Source organism: Xanthomonas sp. NCPPB 2866 (assembly GCF_041475745.2).
Lineage (GTDB): Bacteria > Pseudomonadota > Gammaproteobacteria > Xanthomonadales > Xanthomonadaceae > Xanthomonas > Xanthomonas arboricola.
The window spans coordinates 142,049-160,516 of the sequence record NZ_CM192975.1 but is presented as its reverse complement, the minus strand read 5'-3'; the positions used below and the strand labels follow the sequence as shown (position 1 = coordinate 160,516).

Sequence of the window (18,468 nt, the reverse complement as noted above, 5' to 3'; positions counted from 1 at the left end):
ACGCACCATGGCCTCATCGGTACCGAGCCTGCCGGCCTTGCCATAGCTGGCATGACTCTCGGGGGTCCCAGGATGGATATGAGCCAGGACGGTCTCGGCCAGTGCGCGATGTGGAGCTACGCGGGCTGCCAGCCGGCCTAGCAGCGCCTGGCCTGCAGCGTCGGACTCATGCCCGTCCAGTGCGTATGCCCAGTAAAAGTTATCGTACGCTGCACAGAAAGCTCCGAACGACAACGCACCGGCAGCACACTGCCGCACCAACCCATCGTGGTGATCGAGGGCGAGAACAAGTTCCGGCTCTGATGGGTAAGTGACCATATGCTCCAAAGGACCTAATGCCCGCGTCACCTCGCCGTCGCCGTGGAGGCAGTGCCGCTCACGTTACCTGCCATGCGACCGCCTGGATAGCGCCTCCAGCGCCTGTAGGTCACGCGTGGTCTCCAGTGGTGCGGTCCTTGAGCAACTGCCCAGCATAAGAGGCTGGGAACCGCTCGCGTATACCAACAGATCGGAGCCCAAGAGTGGAACGAACCCATCACTGACAAAATTGATTGAATCTTCCGCTGTTGCCTGGACACGGTCTCCTGGCTTCAGCTGACCTTTCCAGACCTTCAGCACGCGAAGCTCGACGAACTGCACAGCATCACGACCAAAACCGGGTGCCGCATAGCTCCTCTCAACATGCGCAGAGACCACGTGCTGAGCAGAGGAGTAGGCCTGCGCCGTGGATTGCTGCCTACCGCATGAGATGATGCGGCTGAACATACCGATAATTTTTAAAAAAATAACTCCAATCCTTTATCTTCACGAATCTTTTTATTACCGTAGTGTCGGCGCCAAGACAAATGTCAAGGCGCCGACCATATAAAAATATTAATTCCGGACCAGTGCCCTCAGAGCGACCTTTGAGTACGCGCTTACTCCAGATAGTCTAATGTAATACGTACCCGCAACCGGGTTGTCGACTTGCATCGTCTGACTGTTTGTCGAAGGACGAGCTGAGCGGCTCTCATAATCCGTTTCATTGGGGATTGATTCTCTTTTCATGAAGAGAGATATATTTCCAGTTCCGCCGTACGACATAACTCGCAGAAGTTTTGCCCCAGCTGGTACGTCAAGTCTATATAGGTGGTCTTCACCTGCATCACCTTTAATCCCCTCAACTAACTCATCTGACTTGATCGGAGTAATTCCTTCCGCAACACTGCTAAATATTTGTCCCAGCAGGTCGGAATATACTTCTGCTGTGGCTCCAGGAGCATAAAAATACAATCCGCCAGTATCCTTTGCGAGGCGAGAAAAAACTTCTCGCGAAGACAGGGTGGCCGCCGGGATTACATCGGTGTTTCCATTGATCGCGCGACTCTTCGTGGCTGCACCCGCGACACAGTCGCCAGATAAGAGCACATTTACACGTGTCCCGCTAGCGCGAGCTTGTGCGATAAGGGCGTCAACATTTCCGGTCCCTGGCGACGCGTCGGTCGCTAGGATTACAGAGCCCTCCGAGTCTTCATCTGCGTCGATTCGTGAAAGTGCCAGTCCCAAAGCTCCAAGGGAGTCTTCCGGACAGTCATCACCGCCTGAAGCTGAAAGGGCTTGCACAGCGCTTATGACTGCTGAAGTGTCCTCAGTGTTTGCGAGTCGAAGAGTAGGAGAGTCCTTGAAACTAATGAGTTCATACGAAACGGCACGCTGATCTTCGCCGGTATTAGTATTACCAATGAAGCTTGCTATTGCAGTTTTAACGCCACTCAGCTGTGTACCCATTGAGCCAGTGTCATCAATGGTCAATTCTACTCGGATAGGCGGCCACGTTGTCACCAGGTTATTTATACGGACTTCGTCACCACAAGAGCCCGTATGTAGTGATTCTAAAACTGTACGATTAATTGGATTGCGTGCCCCACCAGAAGCACGGAGAATAGTAAAATTAGCCTGCGCTCTGCTAGTAAGTGGATCGTCTACTACAAGAACGCCGTTACGGATACCCGCAATCGGATCGCGTGACACCGTAGAAGCCATAAAGCCACTGACCTCTGCAGTCTGTGCAGAGAAAGGACATGTTACCGTTGTCGCTGCCTCGCCGTTGATGGCAGCACCACCCGATATCCGAACTGTTGGGGTACCAAATCCCCAGAAGATCGCTGCTGGACCAACACTTCCACCTGCAGCGGATTGCTCACGAGTAAGCGTCCGCACGTCGCCTGTACGCGTGTTCAATTGATAGACGAGGTTCGGATCCAATTCATGCAAATACTTTAGTCCAAGCTTTTTGAGGATCACCCCGGTCTCCGGATGCTCTATAGTCATCTGGGAAGAAAAGTTCTTGGATCTTGCAATGAGTTCCGGTGCTGGATAATTGCGTGCCTCTTGCAACTGAGGTTCAGCCCGCACCTTTCCCGCTGAGCCAATGCCTAAGCTAGCTGCTATAAACAAAATTGCATATTTATTCGCTTTCACGACAACATCTCCTTGTGTCGATAGATCGTATTGAATTGACAGACAACCATCTGTCATTATTACCCAGGATGGGCAATTCCATTGCCCGAGATTAATAGCCTCTCGGTAAATTTTACTTTATTGAGCTGGGACGAAAGGAAGCTCTGCCATAAGCCATGCTGCCGCTTGTTATCATAAATCCATTTTCAGGATCCAACTCATGACGGTCATCAGCGTCGTATTGCATCAGCATAAAAAGGCTACAAAATGCCTTGTCGAATATTTTCATGACAGCTAGATGTTGAAGCATGACCTCTGGAACATGACCCTTTAAACTTATAAGCCTTTCAAAATAATCGGGGTCAGTTAAAAGGTTTGCGGCCTCAGCAATTGCACCATGTAGCTCGGAGAGATCAGTCAATGCCCGCTGCTGTAGCGGCAGCGTGGACGAGTCCTGCGCAATCCGAAATGCGGCGCTTACGGCATCCCCCGCAATTCTTACTAGCTTTGATACCCGCTCAGTAGGATCATCAACCTTGTTAAGGTCTTCGATCTGATTTCGTAGATGCTCGAGATCCTCTGGAAAACAGCGGTCCATCGCTTCCTCACAGGTAGTTACTTTTTCGGTTTTTTTGCGAACGCCATGCCCATATAGCTAGCAGATCACACTTATGCTTCGTTTACAATCACTGAAAAGCAGCTGCCCGTTAGAGCCATGCCCCAGGCTGGCCGTGCCTGGCTCTGATCTCAGCGCTTCAAGCACGGAGCGATTTTTCATAGCAAGCGGATTCAACTGAAAGTAACTACATACAGCCTAACGAACTCATTGGCACGCTTACTTGCCTGATGCTTGATTCGAGCTACGAAGCGGCTTCGGTTTAAATCCATTACTAGGGGCCTTGCCGGTGCCATTGACCACCTGTGCCCATGTCCACCAAGATCTCTGCGCCCAAAGCCTCAAGTACATGCATCATCGATTGAACGTGATCTACAGATATGTCATGGATCTCAACATGCTCGCGCGCGAGTACTGATCTTTCGATTTTCCGGCGCTGTGCTGGCGACGCACTTATCCCTCGCCGAAGGCGGCGTGAGAACTCAGCAGCGGCATGCACGCCTTCAGCTCGCCATTGAACATCATCTAATCGCCACCCAACCACTGAGATCGTTGCCATACGCGCCTAGCTGCTATCAGACCGCCTAAGCGCGGTATAGCGCGATCCTCGCCGAGTCGTTCACCGCAGTCAATCGCCCCACGCCTGCGTAACCACCGCCCGACCCGCAGCACGGTCACGTGCCTTATCCAATTCCGATTCCAGGCTCGCAGGTTATCGCACGGTGCTTTTATGGGTCGCCATAGCTGTGCTCCATTCGCCGATCAAGGATTGCGCGCACGGCGTTGGCGGCATCGAAGATGGCTTGGCCCAGCGTGGGCAGCGTCTGCGCCTCCAGGCACTCTGGTTTGCTCATGGCGATCACGTCGCCATGAGCGATGAGGCTGCGTAGCAGGCGGTCGAGCTGGTCGCGTTGGTCCAACGTGAGATGCAAGACGACGGCGGGGTGCTCCATCTGTGTCCTCCTCTGCGCGGTGAGCGGGGCGCGCGCACGGTGTGGCGATTGGCGCGGGGCGTGCGGGTGCGTGCTGCGCGTACGCTGCGCACCTGGTTAGTCCGTAGGTGCGACGCTGACAACGAGCTCGCCGTTGCGCATGCGGATGTGGAGTTTGCTGCCGATGGTGAAGCCGAGTTGTTCCAGCCAGCGGCCGCGTAGGCGCAGTGTGGGGATGCGTTGGTGGCTGTCGGGGTAGTAGCCGTAGCCGACGGTGCAGTGTTGCGGGGCACGCGGGTGGCCTGGGCGGCGCGGCTTGTTGGGATCGGGGCGGGGCTCGGGGATGGGGGTGCGCTCGAGGTAGGGCCGCGGCGGGATCGAGGGATCGAGCGAGTGCCAGCCGATTTCGGTGGGTGGTGGCGCGCTTGCGCGCTGGCTTGGGACGGGACGTGGGTTGACGCATGGCAAAGCCCTCCTTGACGAACAGGCCCCGCCGCCGGGTGGCGACGGGATGTCGGGAGGTTAGAAACCGCACAGAGCCGGCGGGCGTATTTCCTCGAAGGGTGTTGTATTAGCCGCCCTCCCGACGCAGGCATCGCGTCGGTTGCACCCGCAAGATGCTGCAGGGACAAAAAACCCACCGGTTTGACGGAGGTGGGTACCGCTCTGTGAGGAGTTTCTACGCTCCTTGTGGTAGAGATTGCTGTGGGTTTGTTGGGATGTCAACTGCTTGGGGTGGCAGAGAACTGATAAGGATGCGAGAGCACTACCATGCTGATGAGACAGGCGAAGGATATCCCTGAGTCGTCATCTATTCGACTTATCTCAAAAGTGAACCTGACCCCGCTTCCTGGTTAGTCTGCAGGTGTCGCACGCCCCTCGCTTGGCAATAGTCCATTGTTTAAAATCAATTGCGACCAGGACCTGAGAAAGCTTACCAATGAAGCAGGAGGACTTGCTCGCCCGCAGAGACAAGACATAGCAGTATCAGCATTAAAAGGAAGACGAACTACCACTCGATCACGGACTTTTCGCTCGCCAAGCACGGCCTTCATTCTTGCCATAAATGTAATGAAATATGAGAGTAGGAACTTACCTCGCAACCATGATCTATAGGAGGCCCTAGTCATTAAAATATTAGCATCCTTAAGATGACTAAATTTTGGCTTGAAGCCCATGAAAGCATCCGTCGGTATACCGACATTGCCTTTTGAAATTATCTGACCTTCATCGATGATCTTCATGTAGTCAGATAAATTAATTCTTTCGAAATCCACTGCGCCACCAGCTAGCTTTGTTGCTATTGCAAGCCATGATACTTTTCGCATGATTTCAGCCAACTTATCAGCACCAATGTAAAAATTTTGACGCCACTTCCCGTAACGCTCGTCCGATAGAGAAAGATGAAATATATCCTGCCAGAAAACGTCAAAAACTTGTTCATCTATAACATGACTTTCTATCGAGTAATAATCAGTCACATACAACTGGGCGCCTGATAGGTTCCCATCCAGAAAATCATCGATGTCTCGATCTACAAAAAAGCCAAGTCGCGAAAGATTCCAGTTTTTTTCAACGCTCCAAATCCATAAAGTTAGAACTGTACTTTTACCGGAACATTTCACGAAATCCATTCTACTTCGATGTAGTCCAAGCTCCCGCTGCACATGAGGCAAGAAAAATTCCAAATCTTCTCCGCCTTCCACACAACAAATTACATCCAGATCGGTGTTCCAGTACTTGATTCTTAACTCGTGGAAACGAGCTACCGGAGAACGGCTCGCGGCGATTAGCTTCTGGACCCGGCTCACCCACGAATCCTCTGTAGTTCAGCCAGATCCTGTGCAAATGACACAAGTTCGTTGTCATAGATGAAGGGAGAATGAGTAACTGCTGCTAAAAAGCTACATCTGCCTGAGCTCATAATATCCGGAAGAAGCTTCTGCTGCCATTCAACCGATAAAGACAGCTCTGGCTCGTCAATGATTAGCGCATAATTCTCTGACTCCCCAAGATGAAGTTGTGCGAAGAGAGAAACTATCTGTTTTTCACCAGAAGAAAGATCCCGCATCTGAATCTCTCCGCCCCTATCAAGTTCTAACGTTAGCTCATAGCCTACGTCATCAAATACAAATTGCTTTGATTGTAGATACTTATTGCTAACATCAATAAATTTTCTTAAAGGGACCTCTGCTTTTCTCTGAGTCTCATGGATACTAACAAGCTTCGAGAAAAAGTGAGCCAAAAGATCTTGGTCATTATCAAGTGGTGAACGGTTTCGTATCCGATTGATAACATCGAAAACCTTTTGTTTATCCGGGTCTTCAAGTTGCTTTTCCTCTACACGTCCGAGTATAAGAGCTACCTCATGGTCTTTAAGTTGATTGATTTTCTCTTCCGACCATTCTCTAGCTTCACCTCGAATAACATCCCTCAAATAACCGCCTGCGAGATTATTTAGCTCGACACGTGAGCCTTCTTTAAGGGCAGCCACCTTGGTCGTGACAGTTGCTTCAACATCTTCCATGCCAAACTCAACGAGTTCGACATAGCCCGACCGTCCTCCTCGATTTACTCGACTCCTAACCACCTTTCTAAAATCGCCCTCAAAGTCTGGAAATAGACTTTTAAGATCTTGCTCAATACGACGATATGTCGGAAGGTACAGTACCTGCGCCGTAAAAGTAGCAAGTTTTTTTTCTATTTCATCGAGCGCATGACTTGTTTTACGCTGCCTTTTAGATGGCCGAGCTTGATTTAGGAAAACTCTTTCAAGAATTATGGGCGGCATTTCGAGAATGCGCGCAGTTCTTATTATCTCCTCACGCGGAATCCTTCCCGCTGCCGAACGACGAAGAAGCTGAGAAAATTCACGAGACTCTCTCAACTTCTCCATGACACTGAGCGGAAGGGATTCAAAGAGTGATGTTTGATAAGAAAGTTCATTGTTATCAAGCATTGCACGCTCGATCTGCACTTTTTCGCCGTCGACATAAAGCGCTAAACGTTCGAAATCGTATTCTAATAACTTCTGCCATTGGCGAGTCAGCACAAAGTAAAGCATACTTACAATAGTGGTTTTACCTAAACCATTCACACCTACCAGTATTACCTTTCCGTCAATTATTGGCACACTGACGTCAAGTGTTCCATGCAAACCCTCAATATTAAACGAAGTTATCTTTTGCATAAAAATCCCAGAAACCTTAGAAATTAACTTGGGCTGCATCTTTAATCACGCATGGCCCACCGTAATCACATGTGGTAGCACAATTGTACCCATGTCTTGCTAACGCCTGAGAGTTCCAATTTCTAATATCTAATTTGCGCAGCCGCCCGCTTAGAGCTCTTCGCCCGCTTCAGGCTTTTTAGGCTGCAACCCCTATGACCAGTATTTCTGCGATTTTACTTTCAGACAGGGGATCATGTTGATATTTAATAAGACACGTGAGCAAAACCTGCGACTCGGTCATTGAAAGTATAAAATCTTCGACGTGCTGATCGCCAACGTTCTTGAATTTATAGTTTCCAGCGGGAATCAGCTGATCTGCTTGGACTCGTGCCTTTCCAACGTTCTCGTACTTATTGAAGTCATATATGTCGCAACTGATTTTAACTGGTGTTTCATCGACGCGAATGGGTGGTGAAAATAGTCCTTTCTTTTCAGATATTAGTTTAAGCACTATTTCATCCTCTGGACCTTTCAGTGCGACCTCACGTACCTCGTCCCCTTCGAGCATATCGTCAAAACTGCGGACAGCACCAATGATCTGCGTTCCGATATAATAAACCGGGCCATTGAACACTTGATGCGTATCTCCTGAAATAACTGCTGTGTTACCGTCTCCGTCTTGTGAAATTTCGACTTCTTTACCTTCATGCGCCGCCGTATAGATTGCCTCCAAGAAGTCGAAAGCGCTCTTAGTCGCTTCCCAGATATTCGGCGAGCCGTAAATGAACGGCAGTACGGCTTGAACACCGGTATAGATTGCGCCTAGGATCGCAATGAAAGACCCATCTTCATACCGTTGAATGCGCACCTGGAAAATTCGCCGGTCTTGCTCAGATAAGCGTTTCTTATCCGTGAGGACGCGAAATTGGCCGTCAAATACATGCTGCAGGGCATCTAGTCCGGCTGCAACTTTATCTAAACGATCACCACCGTCAAATGCACGGCCTTTCATTTCAAATTTATACTGGTCCATCGCGACAACTTCCTTTCAACTAGCACCTAACTGAGCTGCGCTTGAGAGCACGCTTCGACTTAAATTAACAATTAGCATCAGGACTACGCATCTTGGGACGGCGACTCAGAAGAATGCGGAACATCAGGAGTGCCGGGAACGCAAGCACAGCCACTCGCAGCTGAGGACTCGGCATCACCACGCCCTCTTTAGACCAGAAGGAAAGCCAAATAGCGAGTGCCGCGAGGCAGCACAGTGTCAGCATCAGTAACCGCTTGGCAGAGCGTAAGGAAAACGGCATTGCCAGCGCGGGAGCGGCCATTACCAGAAATCCGATGCCGCTGATCAATGCGCCCGTCTGCCCCTCACGTACCTGGCCTGCTGCAACCAGCGCCACCAGCAGTGCGCCTGTCGCCGCGAGCATGATGCCGGAAAGGCCGGCGAGCAGCTTCAGGAGTTTTTGATAGCGCATTCTTTGCGTCCTAGTTCTTGCATTACGCAGCACTTCCGAGTGGCGTTGGCTTGAGGCCTGCTAGGACTTGTGGCGCCGATAGTGGTTGTTGGTACTGGTGCTGCGGTAGCTGCCACCCTTGTGCGAAGCACCGTGGCCCGCGCTGTAGTGACCGCCGTGACTGGTGGTGTGGTGCGATCCAGCGGCCCTGACGCGCGCCTGCGCGGATGCGGTGAACAATCCCAGTGCGACCACACTCAGTGCCACGATGCTCCATGCCTTGCTCAACATTGTTTCTTCCCCCTGAAGAAATGTGTGGCTTTGCGGCTGCATTAAGTACTGCGTGCCTTGATCCTCGCCGAGTTTTTGGGTTGCGTCAATCCGCTTGCGCGATTGATTGCTGGGTTATCGGTTTTGCCCTTATCCGCCCTACGGGCCCCTTCTCCCGCATGCGGGAGAAGGGATTGGTGTCTCTGGTTACTGGCTGTTTTCTGTGGTTGCCGGCTTGACCGGCGCGGGTAGAGCGAGATTATTGTTGAGTTCGGTAATCTCTGGGACATTGCCCTCGGTCACCACACGCAAGTGCGCGGTTTTTAGATTTGCCGCGTTGGTTAGCGGCAGGCGCACCTGCGTGGTGATCGGTTGCAGATTGCGTGGTGCCGCGAGTGCCGGGAATGGGGCTCTTGCCAGCTCCTTGCCACGCGCGTCTTCCACCACCACAAACCCGGCCGGTGCATCGGCATGACCGAGGCTGTGCACTGTCACTTCGATGGCGTCCGCGGTCACGCGTACGTCGCCATGACCAATACCCAGGTCCGGGCGCAGTTCGACCGGGGTGGTGGCTGCGATGCGTTCAAGCTGCAGGACGGTGGTGCGGCCTGCGGGGAAGGCGATGTCGATGGATGCGCTTTTTTCGAAAGCGAGCTCTTGCGTCTTGGCGTTGCTGTCGAGCTTGCCGTCATTGGCTTTACTTACGCCCTGGTTGATGCGCCATTGGCCCGGGGCGACGTTCCAGCCGGTCATGCTGGCGCGCTGGTTTTTGTTCGATGTGTTGTAGGCGATGACGGTGAAGCGGTCTTGCCGGGGTGCGGGGATGGCGATGGCGACCTGAGTGGCGGCCTCTGGATCGGCGAAGCGCCAGCTGACGGTGTGGCCGGGGTAGGTCTGGTTGCGCTTGAGCGCCACGCCGCCAAGGCGCGCGCGTTGCAGGTTGACCGTGGGGGATTCCACGCGGTCGCTCCACCAGTGGCCTTCGGTGTTCATGTAGAAGTTCTGCAGTTTCTCCCGCGCCTCGCTGCGGTAAATGGCGGCGAGATATTCGAGGTTGCCGGTCTGCTCCCAGGCCACATGGTGCGGGAAGTCCGGGGCGCTGCCATCGTCTTTATTTGCGGCATCGATGAGCTTGGCGCTCCAGTCATTGCGCTTGCCCATGACATCGAGAAAGTTTTCGTTGAGCAGCGACAGGCCGTTGGGGCCGCTGTTGGCCACGCGGTAATCGATCGGCTTGAGATAACGCGCATCGCCGGTGAAGCGGTAGGCGGCCCAGAAGGTGTGCAAGGTGTCGGCGCCGCCGCTGCCTTCGAACAGTTCGCCGCCGCGGGTTTTGCCGGTTTGCCAGTTGATCTCGTTGGGCAGGGCCCAGTTGCCCTTGGCGTTGGTGTAGGCGTGGGCGAGATAGCCGTCTGCTAACCCGGTGACGATGCGGCGGCTGTTGGGGTCGGCGTTATAGCCGCCCAGCAGGATGGCCGGGTGCACGATGGGGAAGGAGTACGGTTTTTGCCATTGCCAGTTGGGCTCGCGGTAGACCTTGCGGCCGCCGAACCAGTTGCTGGCAAACAGCAGGTGGCCTTGCGGGTTGACCTGGATGATGGTGTCGAAGGCCTTGACGGTTTGCATCAGGCGCTCGACGGTGCGCGGGTCGCCCCAATTGAGGTACAGCAAGGCGCTGTTGAGGTTGATGCCCTCTTCGTAGGAATGCAGCTCGTCGGTTTCGATGGTGGACAGGCCGTTGGTGAACATGCCGTTGCGGTAGTTGGCATCGGACAGCGCCAGCATGGAGGCATTGAGCATGTCCGGGTCCACGCCCATCAGCGCGACGCCGGGCCATTGCTGCACCAGGTCCGAGTCGTCGGAGATGCCGCCGCCGAAATCGCCATAGGCCACCTGGCGCTGCTCGATCCACCAGCGGATGTAGCGGCGGGTAGCGCTGAGGTCCTGCAGCTGCCAGAACGCCCAGGCGGGCACGCCCTTGGGCACGCTGGGCAGTTCGACAGGCAACGCGCCCTGGTTGGCGTAGCTGATGTCGTTCCAGTACTGGCGGCCGAGCGCGTGGTCCGGGTCGACGCGCAGCAGGTCGGTGATGTCGGCGTCCAGGCGCTTGTAGAGCAACTGGCGCTTGGAGGTGGTGTGCTCTTCCACCAGAAATCCCCAGTTGTCCTTGACCTGGTTGAAGCGGTCGGCGACGTGCTCTTTGATGGCCTCGGCGCGCGGCTTGAACACCAGCTGCAGCTGGGTGCCATCGAGCGCGTTGGCATCGAAGCCGGGCGCGGCGGCGGCGATGCTGAGCATCAGGCTGTCGTTGCTGAGGATGCGGTCGCGCAGGTCCAGCCACAGCGTGCGGGCCTGGCCGGGAGTGACCGCGACCGAGACATCGATCATGTCGCGTGCGGGCCAGATGGGGTCCTTGATGCGGATGTTGAGCGGGATGCTGCCGTTGTGGGTGGCCGGCAGATTGAGCGCCGGCAGGGTGATGGCGATGCCGTCCAGGCCGTCGTGCATGTTCTCCCAGCCGTAGGACCAGCTGCGCATCAGCGCCTGGTCCGGCGGCGGGTTGCCCAGGCTGGAGGGCACCAGGATGTGCACGATGGGTTGCTGCGCGCCTGCTGCGGCCTTGTCGCTGGGGCGCTTGCGCGCCGGTGCCTTGGTAGGCAGCGCGATGACGGTCTGGCGCTCGCCTGGCGGGTAGCGCCCGGCGATGACATCGCGCAAGGGTGCGAGGTTGTCGTAGTCGGGCTGGATGTCGCTGCGCACGGTGTAGCTGAGTTGCGCGCTGCCCTTGGGCACCTCGCCGGGCTGCACGTTGTAGGCCCAGATTTCCTGGATGGGGGTTTCCTGCGCGGTGTTGGCAAAGCGCAGCGTGCCGCCGCGGCGCTGGGCGAACTGGTCCACGCTGCGCACGACGCCCTGGCTGCGTGCGAACAGCGGCTGCGCCTGTGCGTTGGGCGCGGCGTAAGTGGCCTGGCCGTAGGCGGCGCCGCGCAGCTCGATGCGGTTGAAGGCCTCGTCCGGCAGGGTGAGGTCCAGCGCCTTGCCGCCTTCGACATAGGTATTCCAGTCCGGCAGCTGGAAGTAGTCGTCGCGCCCGGGCAGGCGGGAGCGGTTGTAGACGCCGGGCCAGGTGGTTTCGGCGATGCCGTCGGTGGCCTTCCACATCCATTGCTTGAGGTCGCGTGCGTCGGCGAACTCCACCTTGCGGATGCGGGTGACCGGTGCGTCCAGCAACGGCGGTGCGTAGCCGTTGTCCCAGCCAAAGCGGTGCAGGAAGGCGGCGTGTTGCGATGCAGATGTGGCCGGCTCGGCGGTGGCGGGCTCCTGCAGGCGTGCGAGCGCGGCGGCGCCGCTGGCGTCGAGCATGCGGTCGTAGATGCGGATCTCGTCGAAGTCGCTGCCGCGCAAAAAGTTGTAGCGGCTCTGCACCTGGTGCGGCGACATCACGCGGCCGGCCAGGCCGAACTGGTCCAGCGCGGCGTCGAAGTCGAGCGCGCCGCCGTTGGTGCAGGGCGCACCGCAATCCACGCGCGCGGCTTCCTTGCCGTCCACGTACAGGCGCACGCCGCGGGTTTCGTCCCAGGCAAACGCGATATGGGTCCAGTCGCCGGCGGCCGGGGCCTTGTCGAGCTTGAAGGAGACGCGGGTGCGCGCGAGGTTGGCGTCGGTGACGAAGGCATCGAAGCCGTGGCCGTTCCAGTCGATGCGCAGCCAGGCCATGTCCCAGCTGGTGTGGTCGGCGTAGCCGACGCGGAAGATCACGAACGGCGCTTCGCCCACGGGATAGCGCGCGCGCCAGAAGAAGCCGAGCGTGCCGCGCTGGGTGTAGAGGTTGCCGGGCGCATTCCACGACAGCACGCCGTCGTCGGCCCATTCGATGGCGTTGCCACGCTTGCCGGTGGGCACCAGCGTGATCTTGTCGCGGAAGTTTGGCACGCCGTCGCCGCGGGCCACATCGGCCTGCAGGTCGCGGTCGGCCGACACCCGGAACAACAGCTCCGGCGCGGTGGTGGTGGCCGCGCTCACCGGCAGCGCGATCAGGCACAGCATTCCCAACAAGAACTTCGACACGCTCACCTCGTCAATTCCAAAACGTAAAACAGCCACCGCGCGCTTGCACGCGGTGGCGACGACGCACTTACAGACCGTTGGCGGTACGCCACTTGGGAATGTCGTCCTTCAACAGCTTGTCCGGCCAGGTGCCGTGCCAGGCATAACCGACGCGGCGCTCGTTGGGCACCTGCATGTACTCGGTCAAGGCCTTGCCGTCGCGGTTGGCATAGAGCGGGCGTTGATTCTGCAGGTCGTAGAAGCGTGCCCATAGTGACGCACCCGGTTGCGCGACGAGGATCACGTCCTGGCCGGTTTCCTGGGTGGGGTCGTCGATCTTCTTGGTGGCCAGGTCGCGCATGCGGTGGGTGTCGAACCAGCGCGCAGCGGCCTCGACCGATGCCTTGATCTGCGCGGACGGGGTGGGCTGGCGCATCAGAAAGCGCACGATGCTGACCGACTCGCTGGAGGCCAGCGAGGCCAGCTCATACGCGCGCGCCTTGGCCGGCTTGAGCGTGACCTCGTCGTACTGGGCGCCCCAGATGGTGAGCGTGCCGCCGATCTTGACCTGGGTGGCGAGCACGCATTCCAGCCCCTTGGTCACCGCCTGGCGCGCGCGTGCACCATGGCTGGCACGCAGCAGCGCGCCGGTGTCGCCCTTGCCCTCGCTGATGTCCTGCAGCAGGTTGAGCACGCGCACCATCGCATCGTCGTTGTAGGTGATCTGGTGATGGTAGGACGACAGGTCCGGGTAGAACTGCGGCCAGCCGCCGTTGGCGTATTGCGCGGTGAGCAGATAGTCCACGCCGCGCTTGGCGGCGGCCACGTACTTGGCGTTCTTGTCGGTCTTGTAGAGCGTGGAGAGGTAGCCGATCTCGTAGGTGGTGGCCTTGTTGTCGATGGTGGCGTCGTCCTTGCGCCCGGGTTGCTGCAGCTCGGCGATTTCCGCAGCGGTGAAGGTGCGGTTGTAGTCGACGGCAACGCCCTTGTACTGCTTGGACCAGCCGCCGGAGGCGGTCTGCAGCAACAGCATGTTGTCGGCGATCTTGTCGGCCAGTGCGGACAGCGGTACCAGCAGCAGCGCGGTGGCGAGGGCGAAGGTGGTGAGCTTGCGCATCAGAACGGCCTCCAGCTGCCGAGAATGGTGTTGCGATCCAGCGCGGCGGCTTGCGCAGCAGTGAGCTGGCGCGACCACTTCACGCGGCGCGACGGGTTGGCACCGGCGCCGCTGCTCTGGTATTCGCTGTAGCGGGCGGTGGCCTCGTTGGCGGTGTTGCCCCAGTTGTTCCAGCCCTCGGGCAGGATGTGCGCGCCGAGCTGGCTGCCAATGAAGCTGACGCTGGCATACGGGCGCCACGGCCGGCCCAGGAACACCCGGGTCACACCGCTGGCAGCGGTGACGCGCGCGTTGCGGAACACGAAGCCGCGTGCGCTCTCCTGCGGAGTGGAGGCGGCAGTGAGATAGCCATCGCCCAGCGAGTGCAGTTGCACGTTCTCGAACAGGGCGGTGCCGGCGCCGAACACGAAGTCCACGGTGCCTTCGACATAGCAGTCGAGGAAATACGACAGCTTGGCGCCGCGCAGATACAGCGTGTCCTGGTAGCCGAGGAAACGCACGTTGCGGAACGCGGCGCGGTCGCCATCCACACGCACCGCCACCGCCTGCCCGACCGGGCCGGCGTGATTGCCGAAGCTCAGTTGCTCGGCAGTGAAGTCGTTGCCGGCGATGATGACGCTGGACGAGCCGGACGTGCCGTACTCGGTGCCGGTGGCCGGATTGATGCGTGAAGCGTAGTTGTCGTAGGTGATGACGGTCTGGGTGGCGCCGGCACCGGTGAGCTTGAGCGCCGGTGCGTTGGACGGCACCACGATCAGTTCCTGGTAGGTGCCGGCGCCGATGTTGATCTGCGCGCGCTTGCCGCCCTGCACGGCGGCGTCGATGGCGGCCTGCACGGTGCGGTAGCCGGCGCTGCCCTGCTTGGCCACGGTGTAGACCGGGTCGGCGGCAATGGCGGCGTTGCTGCACAGGCCTGCCACGGCCACCAACGCGGTGGCGGCCAACTGACGTAAGACGGTTCTGCGATGTACTTGCATGTCGCTCTCCTGGTCAGAACTTGTAGCGCGCGCCGATGTAGTACTGGCGCCCGGTGACGGTGTACTTGTCGGGCAGTTCCAGCGTGGAATCAACGTAGCGGCGGTCGGGGGTGTCGAGCAGGTTGATGGCCTCGAAGGTCAGCGACAGCTGGTCGTTGAGCTTGTAGGACATGTTGAAATCCACGTTTTCCACGCTGTATTTGCCGGTCACGTCGGCCGTGACCAGGCGCTTGCCATCCAGGTCGTAGACGTCTTCCTGGGCGAGGATGTTGTTGATGTAGCCATCGCGGTAGCTGGTGGACACGCGCGCACTGAAGCGGCCGTCGTCGTAATAGACGGTGGCGTTGTAGGACTGCGGCGAGAGGTTGAGCAGGTCGCGCTCGGTGGCGGTGGTGGTGATGCTGGTATTGCTGCTGCCGGCGGTACTGAACAGGTAATTGATCTTGGAATCGACCTGGGTGTAGTTGAGCTGCACACCGAAGTTGCGCCAGAAGCCGGGCAAAAAGTCGAACGCCTGCTGGTAGGTCAGCTCGAAGCCCTTGAGCGGGCCGCCGGGCGTGTTGAAGTAGCTCTGCACGTTGAAGATGGTGTCCGGCGTGAAGCCAGCGGGGAGCAGGTCCAGCGAGTAGCCCATCGCTTCCCAGGTGGTGAGCACGCGGGTGCGCTGCACGTAGCTGTCGATGTCCTTGTAGAACACCGCCGCCGACAGCAGCGAGCCTTCGCGGAAATACCACTCGGCGCTGAGGTCGTAGTTGGTGGAGCGGAACGGGTCGAGCTTGGGGTTGCCCAGGTTGATCGAGAAAAAGCGCCCGTCGTCGAAATACTGGGTGGGGCCGCCGCTGACGCTGGGCGACAGGTATGCCAGCGTGGGGCGCGCCATGGTCTTGGCCGCACCGAAGCGCAGCACCACCTCGTCGCTGACATCCCAGGACAGGTTCAACGAGGGCAGGATGTCGCGGTAGTTGTGGTTGACGGTGGTGGGCACCAGCAGGCGCTCGCCGGCCGCGGCGGTGGCGCTGGCCACGCCGAAGAACGACTGGCAGTTGGGCGAAATCGCGCCGGCCGCAGTGGCCGTGCATGGCGCATAGCCGCTGGCGGCGATCTGCGTCTGCACATAGCGCACGCCCAGGTTGCCGCGCAGCGCGCGGCCCCACAGGTCGGTGTTGAAATCCAGCTGCAGGTAGGTGCCCAGGCTCTTTTCGTTGACGGCGAAATTGTTGTTGGACGAGCCGAAGTGGCCGACATCGGCCAGGCGGTAGTCGCCGCCGGGCACGCCGGTGTCGCAGTCGCAATTGATGTTGAGCAGGTCGGCGACCTTCTGGAAATCCGGAATCACCCAGGTGGTGGGGAAGCTGCCGTTCAAGCTGCGGCCGAAGCCGTCCAGGTTGGTGCTCAAATCGCCCACGCCCACGCCGGCCGGCAATGCCTGCGCCAGTCGCCCGTAGGAGATGTTGCGCGACTCCGACGTGTCCATGTCGTAGTTCTTGTAGGCCAGCCCGGTGCGGAAGGTGAAGGTGGGGCTGATGTTGAATTCCAGATCCACCTTGGCGGTGTCGAAGGTGTTGCCCACCGACTGCGGGTTGAGCCGCACCTCGCTGATGTTGGTGCCGCGCGCGGTGCCGTTGCTGTTGACCGGCACCGCGCCGTAGCCCAGCCACTGCCAGTTATTCGGGTTGCCCGCATCGAAGGGGAAGCTCATGCTGGGGTAATCGCCGCCACCGCGCCGGTCCAGCACGAAGCCGTCCAGGTTGGTGTTGTCGAAGCTCACCATCGAAAACTCGGGGCGTTCGTAGTCCGAGGTCGAGTGGCCGACCAATGCATTCACGCGCACCTGGTCGTTGAAGCGGTGCTGCAGGTCCAGGCTGAACTGCTTGAACTCGGTGGATTCTTCGATGTTGCTGGATTCGGTGCGGAAGTCGACGTTGTCGAACACGCCGTAGGTGAGGCGATTCTGGTCGTCCACCTGCGCCTCGCGCACGGCGATCTGGGTCTTGCCGCCGAAGTTGGCGGTGCGGTGCAGGTTGGCGCCGACCGAGTCTTCGCGCTGGTCCTTGTCCAGCTTGGAATACAGCATGTCGAAGTTCAGCAGGGTGTCGTCGCTGACCTTGAATTGCAGCGCGCCGGTGACGCCCAGGCGCTTGATCTCGTGGTCGGTGCGGATATAGCGCGGGTAGCGCGGAATCCAGGCGTTGGTGGCGGTTTCGTAGGCCTGGATGTTCTCCGGCGTGTTGGCCGGGCGCGCGATGCCGGTGCCGCAGTTGGCGGCGCTGATGCCGTAGCTGCCCCAGCCATTGTTGCGGTCCTGGTTGGCCTGCGAGCCGACCCCGGCAGGGGTTTCGTTGGCCAGCGGGTTGCGCGGGGTCTGCGGGTTGTAGCCCACCGGCGAACAGAAGCCGTAGGTGCCGTTGTTGGTGGCGGTGCTCTGGTTGGAGTTGCGGTAGTTGCCGTGTTCCCAGCGCACCGGGTTGTAGCCTTCCTCGCGCAGGTGGCGCTCGCTGTAGGACACCGACATCAGCGCGCCGACGCGGCCATCGGCCCAGATGTTGCTGATCAGGCCGGAAAAGCGCGGGTCCTTTTCGCGCGAGAGATCGTTGTAGCCGTATTGCGTGGACGCGGCCGCTTCGAAGCCGTCGAAGTCGAACGGGCGCGAGCCGCGCAGATCAACCGTGGCACCCAATGAGCCTTCGTCCATCTGCGCCGACTGGGTCTTGCTGATGGTGACGCGGCTGAAGAGTTCGGAGGCAAAGGTATTGAAGTCGAAACCGCGGCTGCGGTTGACGCCATCGCTGCCGCTGCCGGCGGTGGCCAGCGCTTCCAGTCCGTTGATGCGCACGCGGGTGAAGTCCGAACCCAGGCCGCGCACGGAGATCTGCTTGCCCTCCCCGCCCTCGCGGTCGATGGAGACGCCGGCGATGCGCTGCATCGATTCGGCCAGGTTCAGATCGGGAAACTTGCCGATGTCTTCGGCATAGATGGCATCCACCTGCTCCACGCTGTAGCGCTTGGCATCCAGCGATTGCTGCAGGCTTTCGCGGTAGGTGGCCTTGACCTGCACGCGGTCCAGGTCGACCGCATCGGTAGGCGTGGCCGGCGGGCCGACGGTTTGCGCGGCAGCGCTCACGCCGTGCAAGGCCAGGACGATGGCCACCGACAGACGTGCGGCGGACAGGCGGACGCCTGCCTCGGCGGCGGGACGACGCAAACGGGCTTGCATGATGCACTCACTCCAATGGCACTGGCTGCAATGACGCGCTCAGCCTCCCCACGGGCCACCGGCGTCGACATGAGCGACCGACAGCACCGCTGCGCAGTCGTCGGGCGACTGTCCGCTGCGTGGTGCCTGACGCTTCCAACATCACGCCCACCGCGTCGCATGCGTGCAGCAACGGCAACGCATGCGCAGCGATCAGGCGTCGGATCGGGGCCCGCTGCGCG

The 18,468-nt window shown here is 58.5% G+C and carries 12 protein-coding genes and 1 pseudogene; all 13 read right to left on the bottom strand.

The annotated features are described in order from the left end of the window. Positions 1-873 precede the first annotated feature (873 nt). Positions 874-2,460: a pre-peptidase C-terminal domain-containing protein gene (locus ACCQ04_RS00645; RefSeq protein ID WP_226427089.1), complete on the bottom strand. Its 1,587-nt coding sequence runs from the start codon at positions 2,458-2,460 to the stop codon at positions 874-876. A 112-nt stretch (positions 2,461-2,572) separates the two neighbouring features. Beyond that, positions 2,573-3,037, bottom strand: coding sequence for a hypothetical protein (locus ACCQ04_RS00640; RefSeq protein WP_101365241.1), 465 nt, complete (start codon positions 3,035-3,037; stop codon positions 2,573-2,575). A gap of 746 nt (positions 3,038-3,783) precedes the next feature. Beyond that, on the bottom strand, positions 3,784-4,008 hold the full coding sequence (locus tag ACCQ04_RS00635; RefSeq protein ID WP_218493173.1) for a hypothetical protein: 225 nt from the start codon (positions 4,006-4,008) through the stop codon (positions 3,784-3,786). Between the two features lie 96 nt (positions 4,009-4,104). Further along, positions 4,105-4,450: pseudogene (locus ACCQ04_RS00630) on the bottom strand (SymE family type I addiction module toxin). Between the two features lie 391 nt (positions 4,451-4,841). Further along, the gene (locus tag ACCQ04_RS00625) at positions 4,842-5,798 is read right to left on the bottom strand and encodes a DUF4435 domain-containing protein (RefSeq protein ID WP_226427091.1); all 957 of its coding nucleotides are present in this window, start codon (positions 5,796-5,798) and stop codon (positions 4,842-4,844) included. Then, positions 5,795-7,216 (bottom strand): AAA family ATPase, encoded by a 1,422-nt coding sequence (locus ACCQ04_RS00620; protein ID WP_372358627.1) that lies wholly within the window; start codon positions 7,214-7,216, stop codon positions 5,795-5,797. The genes ACCQ04_RS00625 and ACCQ04_RS00620 overlap by 4 nt, the downstream gene beginning before the upstream one ends. A 139-nt stretch (positions 7,217-7,355) precedes the next feature. Continuing rightward, entirely contained in the window at positions 7,356-8,192 is an 837-nt protein-coding gene (locus ACCQ04_RS00615) for a hypothetical protein (RefSeq protein WP_372358626.1), read from the bottom strand. 64 nt (positions 8,193-8,256) lie between these two features. Beyond that, positions 8,257-8,643 carry a hypothetical protein gene (locus ACCQ04_RS00610; RefSeq protein WP_226427094.1) on the bottom strand — a complete coding sequence of 129 codons (387 nt, stop codon included), beginning with the start codon at positions 8,641-8,643 and terminating at the stop codon, positions 8,257-8,259. Positions 8,644-8,703: 60 nt separating this feature from the next. Continuing rightward, positions 8,704-8,913, bottom strand: a complete 210-nt coding sequence (locus ACCQ04_RS00605; protein WP_003491277.1) for a hypothetical protein — start codon at positions 8,911-8,913, stop codon at positions 8,704-8,706. Positions 8,914-9,099: 186 nt separating this feature from the next. Next, a complete protein-coding gene (locus ACCQ04_RS00600) occupies positions 9,100-12,939 on the bottom strand; it encodes a LamG-like jellyroll fold domain-containing protein (RefSeq protein ID WP_255618557.1) in 3,840 nt (1,279 codons plus the stop codon). Between the two features lie 88 nt (positions 12,940-13,027). Beyond that, on the bottom strand, positions 13,028-14,056 hold the full coding sequence (pelA, locus tag ACCQ04_RS00595) for a pectate lyase (protein WP_104569340.1): 1,029 nt from the start codon (positions 14,054-14,056) through the stop codon (positions 13,028-13,030). Continuing rightward, complete coding sequence (locus ACCQ04_RS00590) at positions 14,056-15,033, bottom strand: pectinesterase family protein (protein ID WP_104569341.1); 978 nt, start codon at positions 15,031-15,033, stop codon at positions 14,056-14,058. Before ACCQ04_RS00590 ends, pelA begins: the two co-directional genes overlap by 1 nt. Before the next feature lie 13 nt (positions 15,034-15,046). Then, on the bottom strand, positions 15,047-18,247 hold the full coding sequence (locus ACCQ04_RS00585) for a TonB-dependent receptor (protein WP_226427096.1): 3,201 nt from the start codon (positions 18,245-18,247) through the stop codon (positions 15,047-15,049). Between the last annotated feature and the right edge of the window lie 221 nt (positions 18,248-18,468).

Coding starts and splice junctions, on each gene's coding strand:
- ACCQ04_RS00640 (WP_101365241.1), bottom strand. CDS start 3,037: ATGGACCGCTGTTTTCCAGAGGATCTCGAGCATCTACGAAATCAGATC.
- ACCQ04_RS00635 (WP_218493173.1), bottom strand. CDS start 4,008: ATGGAGCACCCCGCCGTCGTCTTGCATCTCACGTTGGACCAACGCGAC.
- ACCQ04_RS00620 (WP_372358627.1), bottom strand. CDS start 7,216: ATGCAGCCCAAGTTAATTTCTAAGGTTTCTGGGATTTTTATGCAAAAG.
- ACCQ04_RS00615 (WP_372358626.1), bottom strand. CDS start 8,192: ATGGACCAGTATAAATTTGAAATGAAAGGCCGTGCATTTGACGGTGGT.
- ACCQ04_RS00610 (WP_226427094.1), bottom strand. CDS start 8,643: ATGCGCTATCAAAAACTCCTGAAGCTGCTCGCCGGCCTTTCCGGCATC.
- ACCQ04_RS00605 (WP_003491277.1), bottom strand. CDS start 8,913: ATGTTGAGCAAGGCATGGAGCATCGTGGCACTGAGTGTGGTCGCACTG.
- ACCQ04_RS00600 (WP_255618557.1), bottom strand. CDS start 12,939: ATGCTGTGCCTGATCGCGCTGCCGGTGAGCGCGGCCACCACCACCGCG.
- pelA (WP_104569340.1), bottom strand. CDS start 14,056: ATGCGCAAGCTCACCACCTTCGCCCTCGCCACCGCGCTGCTGCTGGTA.
- ACCQ04_RS00590 (WP_104569341.1), bottom strand. CDS start 15,033: ATGCAAGTACATCGCAGAACCGTCTTACGTCAGTTGGCCGCCACCGCG.
- ACCQ04_RS00585 (WP_226427096.1), bottom strand. CDS start 18,247: ATGCAAGCCCGTTTGCGTCGTCCCGCCGCCGAGGCAGGCGTCCGCCTG.